We start from the raw sequence: 12,959 nt of genomic DNA on the forward strand, positions 1-12,959 counted from the left end.
CGCGCCTGCCGGCGACGCAATGCCTTCACGCCGGTCGCTGCGGTCGCAGGCACCGGGCGCCGGCACAACCAAGCGGAGCCCGCCGCGTCATGACGGGCGCCGCCAAGCATATGGCGAGACGATGGATTTCGATTATTCCCGCTTCTTCAGCGGCGCGCTGGACAGCCTGAAACGCGAAAGGCGCTATCGCGTCTTCGCCAATCTCGAGCGCCTGCCCGGCAACCCGATCCGCGCCTATGACCACCGCGTCCAGCGGCCGGTGACGATCTGGTGCTCGAACGACTATCTCGGGATGAGCGTTCATCCGGCCGTGCTCAACGCGGCCCGCAATGCCCTGTCGAGCTTCGGAGCCGGTGCGGGCGGCACACGCAACATCTCCGGCACCAGCCATGAGCATGTCCGGCTGGAGGAAGACCTGGCCGATCTCCACGCCAAGGAAGCCGCCCTCGTCTTCACCTCGGGCTATGCCGCCAATGACGCCGCCCTCTCGACACTCGGCAGGCTGCTGCCGGACTGCGTGGTCCTCTCGGACACGCTGAACCATGCCTCGATGATCGAGGGCATCCGCCGTTCCGGCGTCGCCAAGAAGCTGTTCCACCACAATGACGTCGAGGATCTCGAGCGCAAGCTGAAGGCGATCGAGCCCGGCCGGCCGAAGCTGATCTGCTTCGAGAGCTGCTATTTCATGGATGGCGACTTCGCGCCCATGGCGGCGATCTGCGATCTCGCCGAGCGCTACAACGCCCTGACCTATCTCGACGAGGTTCACAGCGTCGGCCTCTACGGCCCCCGTGGTGGGGGTATCGCCGAGGCGGAAAGCCTGATGAGCCGCATCGACATCGTCCAGGGCACGCTCAGCAAGGGTTTTGGCGCGATCGGCGGCTATATCGCCGGCAGGATGGAAGTCGTCGATTTCGTCCGCAGCCATGCGCCCGGCTTCATCTTCTCGACGGCGCTGCCGCCGGCGACCGTCGCCGGTGTCCGCGCCGCGATCGGGCATCTGAAGTCCAGCTCCGTCGAGCGCGAGACGCTTCATCGCCGGGTGCGTTCGGTCAAGGCCGGGCTGGAGGCATTGGAGCTCCCCGTCCTGCCGAGCCCGAGCCATATCCTGCCGGTCATGATCGGCGATGCCGGCCTCGCCAAGCACCTGACCGACGAATTGATGGAGCAGCACGGGATCTATGTGCAGCCGATCAACTACCCGACCGTGCCACGCGGAACGGAGCGGCTGCGCGTCACACCCAACCCGTTCCACACCGATGAGGACGAGGCCGCCTTCCTGGATGCGCTCTCGCAGGTCTGGCAGCGCAACGATGTCCCGCGCTGGCCCCGCAGCCAGATGAGCCGGCTGACGGAGATCGGGGCGGCCTGACCGCCCCGACCGGATGGCCGGCACGGCTTGGTCGAAGATGCGCCCGGTACGGCGGTGCCCGCGCCCGGAACGGTCGCGCCAAGCGATCGGCGCGCGTCAGCTGCGATCGCGACAAGGCTGTGGAGGTTGAGAGCGATTCGTTAACCTCGACGACCAAAATGGGGCGAAACGCGGCCCGATCCGGTATCCGACGCGGTGATTTTCACGCCGGTTTAGGAGCGTATCGGCCATGGCAGGCTTTCTGGCTGACATGGCGAGTGCACAATCTTGTCGAACTTCCTTTCCTCCCTAGGCGCATTGGCTACCGGCCTCGCGTTCACCCTCTCCATGCTCGCTCCGGCGCAGGCGATCGAAGGCCAGCCCGATCCGGCAGCCGCCAGATCGGTCTGCGATAGCGACGATGACGCCCCGACCGACGCCTTCGGCTTCACCGACGGCTCCGGCATCGCCGATCTCGGCCGCGGCAGCCTCGGCCTGACGCTCAATGCCGATGGCGGCGTCCGCCGCGGCCGCTCTCTGGGCCGCGGCGCGATGCTGCAGGGCTCCTATGGCTTGCTGCCCTGCCTGGAAGTCAGCCCCTATCTGCTCGGTGGCACGACACGCTCGCAGATCGAGCGCCAGGGGCTCAAGGACAAAGCCTATGGCGGCGGCTTCGAGGCGCGCTACCGCCTGCTCAACCATGGCCGGCACGGCTTCGGCCTGACCATGGGCATCGATGCCGGGCTCGAGCGCAATGAGAGCCATGGCGAGGGCCGCTTCTCGACCTACAACACCACCATGCGCGTGCTGGCCGACAAGGTCCTGATCCCCGGCACGCTCCATGCCGCCTTCAACCTCTCGCACAACCTGATCTGGTCCGGCCCCTCGCCGCATGAACGGGCCTCCACTTTCACCATCGGCGGCGCGCTCGCCTGGCAGGTCGTCGACGATGTCTATCTCAGCGGCGAAGTGCGCCATATGCGCCAGCACGACTCGCTCGGCTTCGGCAAGCTCGCCGGACACGCAACCTTCGTCGGCCCGGGCATCTACTGGCAGGCGACCGATCAGCTCGCCATCTCGCTGGCCTACAACGTCCAGGTCTATGGCGAGGAGAGAGGCCAGCCCGGCCGGCTCGACCTGACCAATTTCAGCCGCCACCTCGTGCAGATGGATATCGGCTGGACTTTCTGACAGGCCGGCCCGATTTCACGGGCCGCACGCGCTGGCGGGAGACGAGCCTCGCGCCGGGCCGCGGAGCGCATGGTTGTGCCGTGGACGGAAGAACGGCACGCCACCGCCCGGCGCGGCGGTCCCGGACTGGACAAGCGGCGTTGTACGGGTCTCGATGACGCCGTTCCCCTCGCGGCGGTCCACCGCGGCCGGGTCTGCGACGCCCAAGCCAAGGGGATTGCCGGCTCCCATGACCAGCCCAGACATTCGCGAGACCAGCGCGCTGACGCCGCGCCAGCAGCAGATCCTGGCGATCGTCCAACAGGTCGGCTTCAGCACCATCGAGACGCTCGCCGAGCGCTTCGGCGTCTCCGCCCAGACGGTGCGCCGGGACATCATCCAATTGCAGGCCAGCAATTACCTGCAACGCTTCCATGGCGGCGCCGGTCTCGCCACGGGCGGCTTTCGCTCGGCCTATGCCCAGAAGCTGACGGTCTCGCCGCAAGTCAAGCAGCGCATCGGTACGGCCGTCGCCGGGATCGTACCGGCCGGCGCCTCGATCTTTCTCGATGTCGGCACGACGGTCGAGGCCGTGGCGCGGGCCCTTGTCGGCAAGCCCGACCTGCGGATCGTCACCGCCAGCGTCTCGGTTGCGCAGATCCTATGCCAGCACGGCGTTTTCGACGTGGCTGTCACCGGCGGCAGCACCCGCGGCGCCAATGGCTCGCTGGTCGGCGAGGCAGCGGTCGCCTGCATCATGGGCTTACGCTTCGACTATGCCGTGCTGGGATTTGGCGGCTTCGACGATGATGGCGCGCCGATGGATTTCGACCTCGAGAAGATCGCGGTGCGCCAGGCCGCGATCAGCCGTGCCGGCATGGTTCTCGGCGTGGCGGATAGCTCCAAATTCGACCAGACGGGCACGGCGCGGATCGCCGATCCCAGGGCGTTCGGCATGATCGTCACCGACGCCGAGCCGCCGGCGCGTCTGTGCGCCGCCTGGCAACGCACGGGTATCCACTGGCTGGTCGCGTGAAGCCTTGCTTAGCCGGCCAATTTTGATCAGGATGTAAGAAATCTTACATGCGCCCGATCAACGGAGCGCTGCACTCCAGGGAGGTTGCCATGCTGCGCGCCAAGATCGCGTCGCTTTGCCTGATCGCGCTCGGCTTCGGCCTGGCCAGCCCGGCACAGGCTCAGAATTGCCCCAATCGCGGCACGCTCGATGCCCGCTATTGCGACGCCGATGGCGATCTGCTCGCCGACATCCCGGCCGACAAGGCGCGGCAGAAGGATCCGGACACGCTGATCTTCTCCTATACGCCGGTCGAGGACCCGTCGGTCTACGAGAACGTCTTCGCCGACTTCCTGGCCCATCTCACCAAGGTCACCGGCAAGAAGGTCAAATGGTTCGGCGCCGAATCCTATGCGGCGCAGGTCGAGGCGATGCGCTCCGGCCGCCTGCATATCGCCGGCGTCGCCAGCGGGCCGACGCCCTTCGCGGTCAATCTCGCTGGCTTCCGGCCGATCGTGGCGATGGAAAAGCATGACAACTCGATCGGCTACACCCTTCAGCTGATCGTGCCGAAGGGCAGCCCGATCCAGTCGATCGCCGACCTCAAGGGCAAGCGCGTCGCCCATGTCGCGCCCTCCTCGAATTCCGGCGACACCGCGCCGCGCATCCTGTTCAAGGAAAAGGGCATCGTGCCCGGCAAGGACTACGAGGTCCTCTATTCCGGCAAGCATGACAATTCGATCATGGGCGTGGTCAACAAGGACTATGACGCCGCCCCCATCGCCTCCAGCGTGCTCGAGCGCATGGCCGATCGCGGCATGTTCAAGCGCGACGACGTCCGCATCGTCTACGAATCCGCGCCCTTCCCGCGCACTGCCTTCGGCATCGCCCATGACCTCAACCCGGAGCTCCAGGCTAAGATCAAGGAAGCCTTCCTCTCCTTCGACTTCCTGAAGTCCGGGCTCGCCAAGGAGTTCAAGGACACCAAGGGCTTCAAGGAGCTGAGCTACAAGGCCGCCTGGTCGGACATCATCGTCATCCAGCGCGAGAGCGGCATCAGCTATACCCAAGACGGCCTCGCCAAGCTGAAGGGCGACTGATGTCTCAAGGCTTCCATGCGGCGACGGGCGGCGCCTCGCCGCTCCTCGCCGTCGAAGGGCTGACCAAGGTCTACCCGACCGGCAAGAAGGCGCTCGGCGGCATCGACGTGGTGATCGACCGGCCGCAGCTCGTCGCGGTGATCGGCTCCTCCGGCGCCGGCAAAAGCACCTTCATCCGCTGCATCAACCGGCTGGTCGAACCGACGGCCGGGCGCATCCTCCTCAACGGCGAGGACATCGTCGCGCTCGACCGCAAGGGCCTACGCGCCGCCCGGCGCCGCATCGGCATGATCTTCCAGGAATACAACCTGGTCGAGCGGCTGAGCGTGATGCAGAACGTGCTCTCCGGGCGGCTCGGCTATGTCGGGCTCATCGCCTCGCTGCGCTGGCGCTTTCCGCCGGAGGACATCCAGGCCGCCTTCGCCCTGCTCGACCGCGTCGGGCTCGACGGCTATCACAACCAGCGCGCCGATGCGCTCTCCGGCGGCCAGCGCCAGCGTGTCGGCATCGCCCGCGCTTTGATGCAGCGGCCGGACCTGCTTCTGCTCGACGAGCCGACCGCAAGCCTCGACCCCAAGACCTCGCGCCAGATCATGCGGCTGGTGCGCGAGCTCGTCGCCGAGCGCCAGACGCCGGCGATCATCAACATCCACGACGTCGCGCTCGCCCGCGCCTATGCCGACCGGATCATCGGCCTGCGCGACGGCATCGTCGTCTTCGACGCCGAGGCTGCGGCGCTCACCGAAGCGGCGCTGACCGAGATCTACGGCGCCGAGGACTGGGCTCCCGCACCGAGCGAGGATGACGACGAACCCGCGCTGATCGGCATGCGGCCGTGAGCGCTCCGGCTTCCAGCTACCCGAGCCAGTGGCGCGCGCCGAGCATCTTCGGCAGCCCAGGACGCCGCCTCGCTTTCTGGCTCGCGCTCGCGGCCTATCTCACCTGGTCTCTGTCGACGCTGAACGTCGACACGGCCCGCATCCTCGCCGGCCTGCCGCGGGCCTGGAACATCCTGGAGCGGATGGTCCCACCGGATTTCAGCCGCTGGCAGCTCTTGCTCACCGGCATGGTCGAGAGCGTGCAGATTGCCATCGCCGCGACCATCGTCGGCGCGGTGTTCTCGATCCCGATCGGCATCGCCGCCGCAGCCAATCTCTCGCCGCGCCCGCTCTATCTCGCCGCACGCGGGCTGATCGTGGTCGGCCGGACCTTCCACGAGGTCATCATCGCGATCTTCTTCGTCAAGCTCTTCGGCTTCGGCCCGGTCGCCGGGCTGCTGACGCTCGCCTTCTCCTCGGCGATCTTCCTCGGCAAGATGCTGGCCGAGGACATCGAGAACATGAAGCCCGGCCCAGTCGAGGCGATCCGCGCTACCGGCGCCAGCTTCGGCCAGATCTTCGGCTACGCCGTGGTGCCGCAGGTCCTGGTCAAGACGCTCGGCGTGTTGATCTACCGGCTCGATTCCAATCTGCGCCATTCGACCGTGATCGGCATCGTCGGCGCCGGCGGCATCGGCCAGACCCTCTCGGCCTCGTTCTCGCGCTATGATTTCGACTTCGCCAGCGCCATCCTTTTGACCATCGCCGCCATGGTCGCCTTCGGCGAATGGTTCAGCGACTGGGCACGGCGGAGGCTGAGATGACCGTGCATCAGCCCGAGCCGCGCGGCACGCCGGTGCCGGCCCGCCTCTACCCCGACAGCTGGGAGCGCTATTCGTTCAAGGAGCGCCTCGTCCACTGGCTCTGGCTCGGCGGCATCGCTTTCGCCGCCGCCTGGTCGGTCTCGGCGCTCGACATCGAATGGGCCTTCTTCGCCGATGCGCATGAGCAGGCGGCCGACCTGATCGCGCGCATGTGGCCACCACGCTGGTCCTATTTCCCGCGCATCGTCCAGCCGCTGATCGAGACGCTGCATATCGCGACACTCGGCACGATGATCGCGGTGCTCTTCGCGCTGCCCGTCGCCTTCCTGGCCGCGCGCAACACCACGCTGAACCAGGGCACCTGGCTGATCGGCCGCGCCATGCTGGTGCTGTCGCGCTCGATCAACACGGTGATCTGGGGGCTGGTCTTCGTCGCTATCTTCGGGCCGGGCCCGGTCGCCGGCATCTGTGCGGTGGCGGCGCGCTCGGTCGGCTTCATCGCCAAGCTCGTCGCCGAGGCGATCGAGGAGGTCGACGCCGGCCAGATCGAGGCGGTCGAGGCCTCCGGCGCCCGCACCTTCCAGATCTATGCGGTGGCGATCCTGCCGCAGATCCTGCCCGTTCTGATCGGCACGACGATCTATCGCTGGGACATCAATGTCCGGGAATCCAGCGTGCTCGGCTTCGTCGGCGCCGGCGGCATCGGCCTCCTGCTCTATGCCTCGATCAACCAGTTCGCCTGGTCGCAGGCCATCGTCATCCTGATCGCCATCCTCGGCATCGTCATCATCAGCGAAGCGCTCTCCGCCTATGTCCGTTCACGCATCGTCTGAGCGGCGCAGCCTCACCGATTTCCCGGCCGGCATCGGCGCTCTGGCCTCGCGCTATGACGGTTTCCTGCTCGACCAATGGGGCGTGCTGCATGACGGCAGCACACCCTATCCGAAAGCGCTCTCCTGTCTCGAGCGCATCCGGCAGGCCGGCAAGACGGTGATCATCCTCTCGAATTCCGGCAAGCCCGGCAGCGAGAACGAGGCGACGCTGGCGCGGCTGGGCTTCCCCCGCGCACTCTACGATCACGTGGTCTCGGCCGGGGACGATGCGCGCGACGCGCTGATGGCGGGTGGCGAGCCGGCCTATCGCGGGCTGGGCCGCAACTGCCTGCTGCTGGTGCGGCCGGGCGAGGAGCGCCTCGCCGACGGCCTCGGGCTGACGCCGACCGACGATCCGCACGCCGCCGATTTCATCCTGCTGATGAGCATGGAACCGCCGGCCCAGTCCGTCGCCGGCTGGCAGCCCCTGCTCGCACGCGCCGCCACCCGCGGCATCCCGATGATCTGCGCCAATCCCGACCGCCACCGCGTCCACGCCGATGGCCGTCTCCACGAGGCTCCGGGCCTCGTCGCCCAAGCCTATGAGGCGATGGGCGGGACGGTGCATTATCACGGCAAGCCGCATGCGCGGATCTACCGGACCTGCCTGCGCCTGTCGGGCATCCCTGCCGCGCGCCTGCTGGCGATCGGCGACTCGCTCGAGCACGACGTCGCCGGCGCGGCGGCAGCCGGTATCGACGCCGCCTTCATCGCCGGTGGCATCCACCGCGGCGCGCTGCGTTGGACGGCGGCCGGCGCGGTCGAGCCCGAGAGCTGCCGGCGCCTGTTCGCGCGCGAAGGACCAGCGCCGCAATTCGCGCTGCCCTGGTTCCAGTGGGATTGAAGCCGGAGCGCCGGAGCGTCGCAGGCATCTCGCCCGACCAGGAACGCTTCACCCCCGACGCAAGTTGCCGGGGGTGCGATCACAGCCGATGCGATTGGCCGGGAATGCGCTGACGCTCAGCTCTTCAGCTTGGCGTTGCACTGGCTCCAGTAGCCGCCGCCCTTCTCGATCCATTTCAGCTCGCCATTGGCGTTCGCCGTCTTGTTGGCGTTGTACTGGTCGGCGCAGGTCTTGAGGCGTGCCTTGCCGGCCGTCTCGTTGCTGTATTTCGGCGCGACCGCCTTCGGGAACACCGCAGCCTTGGCCTTGCCAGCAGGCTTGGCCGGAGCGCTGGCCGGAGTGGCGGCCGGGGTCTCGGTCACGGCGGCGGCGGCATCGGCCTCGGCGGCGTCGTCATCGCCGCATTGCGCCTTGCGGAAATCGTTCCATTTCTGGCCCTTCAGCGTATTCGCCTTCTTCGCGTCCTGATATTTCGCGCTGCATTCCTTCATCGTCAGCGCCGAGGCGGGCACAGTCATTAGGCCTGCGGCCAGACAGGCGAGCGCAGTCGAAAGAACGAGGTTTCTCATGGGAAGTCTCCTGCGGGCGATGAGTCGCACTCACCAGCGCGAGATTAAGCCGCGACGCCTCATCATGTCATCGCCATGCAGGAACTTCCACGCCCCCGATGCGTTCCCAACGCCACACTATTTCGGGAGCGTCTGATGAACCGGCCTGCTGTCTTCGTCACCGCCTTGAGCCTCGCGTTAGGCCTGGCGGCCTGCAACACCGTCGAGCAGCGCGTCGGTGGCGCCGCGGTCGGCGCCGGCACCGGCGCGGTCGTCGCGGGACCGGTCGGTGCGGTCGTCGGCGGAGCGGCTGGCGCGATCAGCGCTCCCACCGTCGTCCGCACCACCAGGCGCGCCACGCGCTGATCCCTGATCGCGCTGACGCCGCCCTTTTCTGCCCTTTCGAACGGAACCCCGCCGTCGCTGCCTCGTTTCGAGAGGGAGCCCTGCAAATGGAGTTTCAAGTGATGGACAGCGACAAGCGTATGCCACCGGACGTGCCGCGCAGCGCCGGCGAGGCGAGAGACGAGATCGAGCGCGCCGCCAACGGCGTCGCCGAGCGTGCGAGCGAGCTGGCCAGCCGTGCAGCCGACACCGTCAAGGGCAGCTATGAGCGGGCGCGCGACAAGGTCGCCGAGATCGATCCGCGCGAGAGCCTGCGCGATGCCGGGCGCTATGTTCAGGAAACCGGCGAGGCCGCGGCCGAGACGGTCGAGCGTCATCCCCTGGCGGCCTTCGCGCTCGGCGCAGTCAGCGTCGGCCTGATCGCCTGGGCGATGACCGCGCGTCGCTCGACACGCTGGCAGCCGGATACGAGCGGCTGGAGCCAGACACTGCGCGACTATGGCGATGACGCCTTGCGGGCCGGCCGCGAGCTGCTCGGCACTGGCCGCCAGCAGCTCGACCAAAGCCGCGACTACCTGGCCCGGGGCCGCGACTATGTCGACAGCGGACGCGACTATGCCCGCGAAGGCGGCCGGATGCTGGTGCAGCGCAGCGAGCGCGAGCCGCTCGCGGCGGTGCTCGGCGTTGGCATCGCGCTCTATGTGCTGGGCTCGCTCTTCACCAGCAGCACGCCCCAGCCCGCGAAGCGGCGAACGGCCAAGCGCTGACGACAGAGGCGAGGCCAGGAACGGGCGCGGGGGTCAGCCCTTTCGCCCGGACTTCTCCTTGCCGGCTTTCTCGGCCGCCGGCTTGCCGGACCGCACGATCGACGTGATTACCAGGCTCGGCTTGCCGGATTTTTCGGCGATCACGCGATCCTGTTCGATGATCGCCTCGCGCGCCGGCTCGTCACCGTCGAGCCCGCCCAGGAGGATGCTCGGCACCCGCCGGTTCGAGGTGCGCGAGCCATCTTCGTAGAGCACGTCGAACATGACGAATTCTGCATCGAGCGGCTTCGATTTCTTGCGGGACATACCAGATCCTGTTCGTCGGTTGGACGCTCGGCAGTCTCGACGCCCCGGGACTTCCTTGACGCGCATGGGCGCGGATCCGCGACTGCGGGCGGTCAGCAGGGCAAGCGAGCGATCACCCAGCGAGGTAGAGGCCATTGACCCACAAGGCAAGTCCTGAAGGCATGACGCAGCGCCCGCTTGCCCATGCGGCAGCGCTAGGCGCATAACTGCCCGGCTCGCAGTCGCAGGAAGAATGCCATGGAATTTCGGCCCGATATCGGCACGCTTTCGCCGACGCTGCGCGAGCATCTGGCTCCCGGCAACCTGCTGCGCGCCGGCATCAACCTCTCGAACTTCCTGCTCGTATCGAGCCGCGGGCCGGGCGGCGAGCCGCAAGGTGTCTCCCCCGATCTGGCGCGCGCCCTGGCCGATCATCTCGGGACCGGCCTGCGCCCTGTCCCCTATGCCAATCCCGGCCTGCTCGCGGATGCGGCGCTCCGCGACGAATGGGATGTCGGGCTGATCGGGGCGGAACCGCAGCGGGCCGAGACGATCGGCTTCACACCGGCTTATGCCGAGATCGAGGCGACCTATCTCGTCCGGGACGCCTCGCCGCTGCGTCAAATCTCCGATGTCGACGCCGATGGCGTGCGCATCGCCGTGACCGGCCGCGCCGCCTACGGGCTCTGGCTCGACCGGCATATCCGCAAGGCGACGCTGATCCGCTCCGGCACACTCGACGAGGCGGCCGTCGACTTCGTCGCACAAAAGCTCGAAGCGCTGGCCGGCCTGCGGCCGCGCCTGATCTCCGACCGTGCCGCAATCCCCGACACACGCCTGCTCGGCGGCCATTTCATGACCGTGCAGCAGGCGATCGGCGTGCCCCGGCCGAAGGCCGAGGCGGTGGACTATCTCAGCCGCTTCGTCGAAGCGGCGAAAGCCTCGGGCTTCATCGCCGCGCTGATCCGCAAGCACGGCGTCGATGGGCTCAGCGTCGCGCCCTGAGGCTCAGGCGCCGGTGCCGTCCGTTCCGGCGCCGCAGACCAGCGCGCAGACCTTGCTGCCGGGCTCCGGAACGAAGCGCTTCGATTGCAGCGCCGCGGCCGCAGCCGCCCCGGACAGGTCGGCTGCGATGCCGAACTCGAACCAGAGCGAGCGGGCCGCCTGCTCCATCTCCTCGTCGCTGACCAGCACGACTTCGTCGACATTGCGGGCGGCCGCCTCGTAGATCGCCTGGTCGGTCTGGCGGCAGGACATGGTGGCGACGCGCGTCTCGAGCTTGTCGAGCGTCACCAGCTTGCCCGCGGCGAGGCAGGCATGCAGGGTCGGCGAACCATAAGGCTCGATGCCGATGATGCGGGTCTTCGGCCGGAGCGCCTTCACCGCGGTCGAGAGACCGGTGATCAGGCCGCCGCCACCGATGGCGACGAGAATGACGTCGACCTCCGGCATCTCGTCGAGGATATCGAGACCGAGCGTGCCCTGGCCTGCGACCACCACCGGGTCGCTGAACGGGTGGGCATAGGTCGCGCCGGTCTTCTGGGCATGGGCGAGCGCCGCGGCATTAGCGTCGTCCCAGACCGCGCCGACGATCTCGACATCGGCGCCCCATTTCCTGAGCTTGGCGACCTTGTCGGCGACGACATTGGACGGCAGGAAGATCTTGGCCTTGGCGCCGAGCACATGGGCCGAGCGGGCGATGGCGAGGCCGTGATTGCCGCCGGAGACGGTGACGACGCCGGCCTTGAGCTGCTCGGGCGAGAGCGTCAGCAGGCGGTTCATCGCGCCGCGCCCCTTGAACGAGCCCGCCGCCTGCAGCAATTCGAGCTTCAGCGTGACCCCGCCGCCGAAATCCTCGCCCGTGCTGGTCTGCGCATAGGGCAGCAGCGGCGTCTTGCGGATATGCGGCGCGATGCGCCAGCGCGCATCCTGGATGTCCTCGAGGCTGATCACGACAGCGTCCCCCGGTAAGGCGCCGCGACGATCAGGCAGCAATTGCCCGGCTTGACCCGGCCCGGCTGACGCCGGCCATAGAGGATGCCGTCGGCGGCATAGTGCAAGGTTTCGGGCGGGCGCGTCGGATCCCAGGTGCAGTGGATCCGCCCGGCCGGCTGGCCGGCGCTGACCTTCTCGCCATTGGCGTGGAACGGCTCGAAGACGCCGTCCGCGGTGGCGTAGACATAGGCGGTCGTACCCGGCAGTTCGAGCACCTGGCCGTCGCCGCGCCGCGGCTCGCGCTTTTCGAGCGCGACGATGCCGAGATGGTCGAGGACATTGGCGACGCCGCGCCGGCAGACCTTCAGCGCCTCGAGCGAGACCGTGCCGGCCCCGGCCATTTCGGTGCCGACCGTGACGAGCCCATTACGGCAGGCCGCGGCGGTGGCGGTACGCGGCTCGCCGAGATTGGAGATCACCACCGTCATCGGCGCATCGAAGGCCTGCACCGCCGCGACATTGCGCTTGTGCAGGGCCGGATCGTCGGTCGGCTCGACGATCGCGCTCGGGATGATATCGAGCGAGGAGCCGCCGGAATGCAGGTCGAGGAAGGCGTCGCCCAGCGGCATGATCTGGTCGTTGACGAAGGCCGAGATCTGCTGGGTGATGGTGCCGCGCGGATCGCCCGGGAAGGTGCGGTTGAAGTTCAGCCCGTCGACCGGCGAGGTGCGCTGGCCGGCGATCACCGCATGGACGTTGTTCGCCGGCATCAGGATCAGCCGCCCCTGCACGCGGCCGGGATCGAGATCGCGGATCAGCTCGCAGATCGCGATCGGCCCCTCATATTCGTCGCCATGATTGCCGCCTTCGAGGATCGCGGTCGGTCCCTCGCCGTTCTTGATCACCGCGACCGGGATACGCGTCGCGCCCCAGGCGTCTTCATGCGGCGAATGCGGGATCATCAGGAAGCCGACCTGCTTGCCGTTCTTCTCGGGATCGACGGTGAGGAAGGCTGAGGACGGGCGCGGGGCGGTCTTCTGGCGGGAACTGGTCATGGCGGGGCTCGCAGACGCGAAGGGGCGATC

15 protein-coding genes are annotated in these 12,959 nt (G+C 67.9%); 11 read left to right on the forward strand and 4 right to left on the reverse strand.

The genetic code is table 11. From position 1 onward, the window contains the following. Window positions 1-121 precede the first annotated feature (121 nt). The 8 genes from hemA (at window position 122) to ACWGRX_RS09340 (ending at window position 7,994) form a co-directional block, all read left to right on the forward strand. Entirely contained in the window at window positions 122-1,372 is a 1,251-nt protein-coding gene (gene hemA / locus ACWGRX_RS09305) for a 5-aminolevulinate synthase (protein WP_452117303.1), read from the forward strand. Window positions 1,373-1,639: 267 nt separating this feature from the next. Beyond that, complete coding sequence (locus ACWGRX_RS09310) at window positions 1,640-2,542, forward strand: hypothetical protein (RefSeq protein ID WP_452117304.1); 903 nt, start codon at window positions 1,640-1,642, stop codon at window positions 2,540-2,542. Window positions 2,543-2,771: 229 nt separating this feature from the next. Beyond that, window positions 2,772-3,557, forward strand: a complete 786-nt coding sequence (locus tag ACWGRX_RS09315; RefSeq protein ID WP_452117305.1) for a DeoR/GlpR family DNA-binding transcription regulator — start codon at window positions 2,772-2,774, stop codon at window positions 3,555-3,557. 47 nt (window positions 3,558-3,604) lie between these two features. Beyond that, the gene (gene phnD / locus ACWGRX_RS09320; protein WP_291641741.1) at window positions 3,605-4,636 is read left to right on the forward strand and encodes a phosphate/phosphite/phosphonate ABC transporter substrate-binding protein; all 1,032 of its coding nucleotides are present in this window, start codon (window positions 3,605-3,607) and stop codon (window positions 4,634-4,636) included. Continuing rightward, window positions 4,636-5,475: a phosphonate ABC transporter ATP-binding protein gene (gene phnC, locus ACWGRX_RS09325; protein WP_452117306.1), complete on the forward strand. Its 840-nt coding sequence runs from the start codon at window positions 4,636-4,638 to the stop codon at window positions 5,473-5,475. The genes phnD and phnC overlap by 1 nt, the downstream gene beginning before the upstream one ends. After that, window positions 5,472-6,278 carry a phosphonate ABC transporter, permease protein PhnE gene (gene phnE / locus ACWGRX_RS09330; RefSeq protein ID WP_291649374.1) on the forward strand — a complete coding sequence of 269 codons (807 nt, stop codon included), beginning with the start codon at window positions 5,472-5,474 and terminating at the stop codon, window positions 6,276-6,278. Before phnC ends, phnE (ACWGRX_RS09330) begins: the two co-directional genes overlap by 4 nt. Continuing rightward, on the forward strand, window positions 6,275-7,111 hold the full coding sequence (gene phnE / locus ACWGRX_RS09335; RefSeq protein ID WP_452117307.1) for a phosphonate ABC transporter, permease protein PhnE: 837 nt from the start codon (window positions 6,275-6,277) through the stop codon (window positions 7,109-7,111). The genes phnE (ACWGRX_RS09330) and phnE (ACWGRX_RS09335) overlap by 4 nt, the downstream gene beginning before the upstream one ends. Further along, entirely contained in the window at window positions 7,089-7,994 is a 906-nt protein-coding gene (locus tag ACWGRX_RS09340) for a TIGR01459 family HAD-type hydrolase (protein ID WP_452117308.1), read from the forward strand. Before phnE (ACWGRX_RS09335) ends, ACWGRX_RS09340 begins: the two co-directional genes overlap by 23 nt. 116 nt (window positions 7,995-8,110) lie before the next feature. Here ACWGRX_RS09340 and ACWGRX_RS09345 read toward each other — a convergent pair whose 3' ends face one another. Then, entirely contained in the window at window positions 8,111-8,563 is a 453-nt protein-coding gene (locus ACWGRX_RS09345; protein WP_452117309.1) for a hypothetical protein, read from the reverse strand. A gap of 135 nt (window positions 8,564-8,698) precedes the next feature. Here ACWGRX_RS09345 and ACWGRX_RS09350 point away from each other — a divergent pair, with 135 nt between their 5' ends. Together ACWGRX_RS09350 and ACWGRX_RS09355 are read left to right on the forward strand one after the other, a co-directional pair. Beyond that, a complete protein-coding gene (locus ACWGRX_RS09350) occupies window positions 8,699-8,908 on the forward strand; it encodes a hypothetical protein (protein ID WP_291641750.1) in 210 nt (69 codons plus the stop codon). Between the two features lie 101 nt (window positions 8,909-9,009). Further along, entirely contained in the window at window positions 9,010-9,654 is a 645-nt protein-coding gene (locus ACWGRX_RS09355) for a hypothetical protein (RefSeq protein ID WP_452117310.1), read from the forward strand. Window positions 9,655-9,687: 33 nt separating this feature from the next. On the opposite strand, the gene ACWGRX_RS09360 is transcribed toward ACWGRX_RS09355, so the two are convergent. Then, window positions 9,688-9,960: a hypothetical protein gene (locus ACWGRX_RS09360; RefSeq protein WP_452117358.1), complete on the reverse strand. Its 273-nt coding sequence runs from the start codon at window positions 9,958-9,960 to the stop codon at window positions 9,688-9,690. A 237-nt stretch (window positions 9,961-10,197) separates the two neighbouring features. Between ACWGRX_RS09360 and ACWGRX_RS09365 the strand changes: the two genes are divergently transcribed. After that, entirely contained in the window at window positions 10,198-10,944 is a 747-nt protein-coding gene (locus ACWGRX_RS09365; RefSeq protein ID WP_452117311.1) for a transporter substrate-binding domain-containing protein, read from the forward strand. 3 nt (window positions 10,945-10,947) lie between these two features. Here the strand turns inward: ACWGRX_RS09365 and ACWGRX_RS09370 are convergent, their stop codons facing one another. After that, complete coding sequence (locus tag ACWGRX_RS09370) at window positions 10,948-11,892, reverse strand: threonine ammonia-lyase (RefSeq protein ID WP_452117312.1); 945 nt, start codon at window positions 11,890-11,892, stop codon at window positions 10,948-10,950. Then, complete coding sequence (locus ACWGRX_RS09375; RefSeq protein ID WP_452117313.1) at window positions 11,889-12,929, reverse strand: succinylglutamate desuccinylase/aspartoacylase family protein; 1,041 nt, start codon at window positions 12,927-12,929, stop codon at window positions 11,889-11,891. Before ACWGRX_RS09375 ends, ACWGRX_RS09370 begins: the two co-directional genes overlap by 4 nt. Window positions 12,930-12,959 lie beyond the last annotated feature (30 nt).

Source organism: Allobosea sp. NPDC055594 (assembly GCF_053618995.1).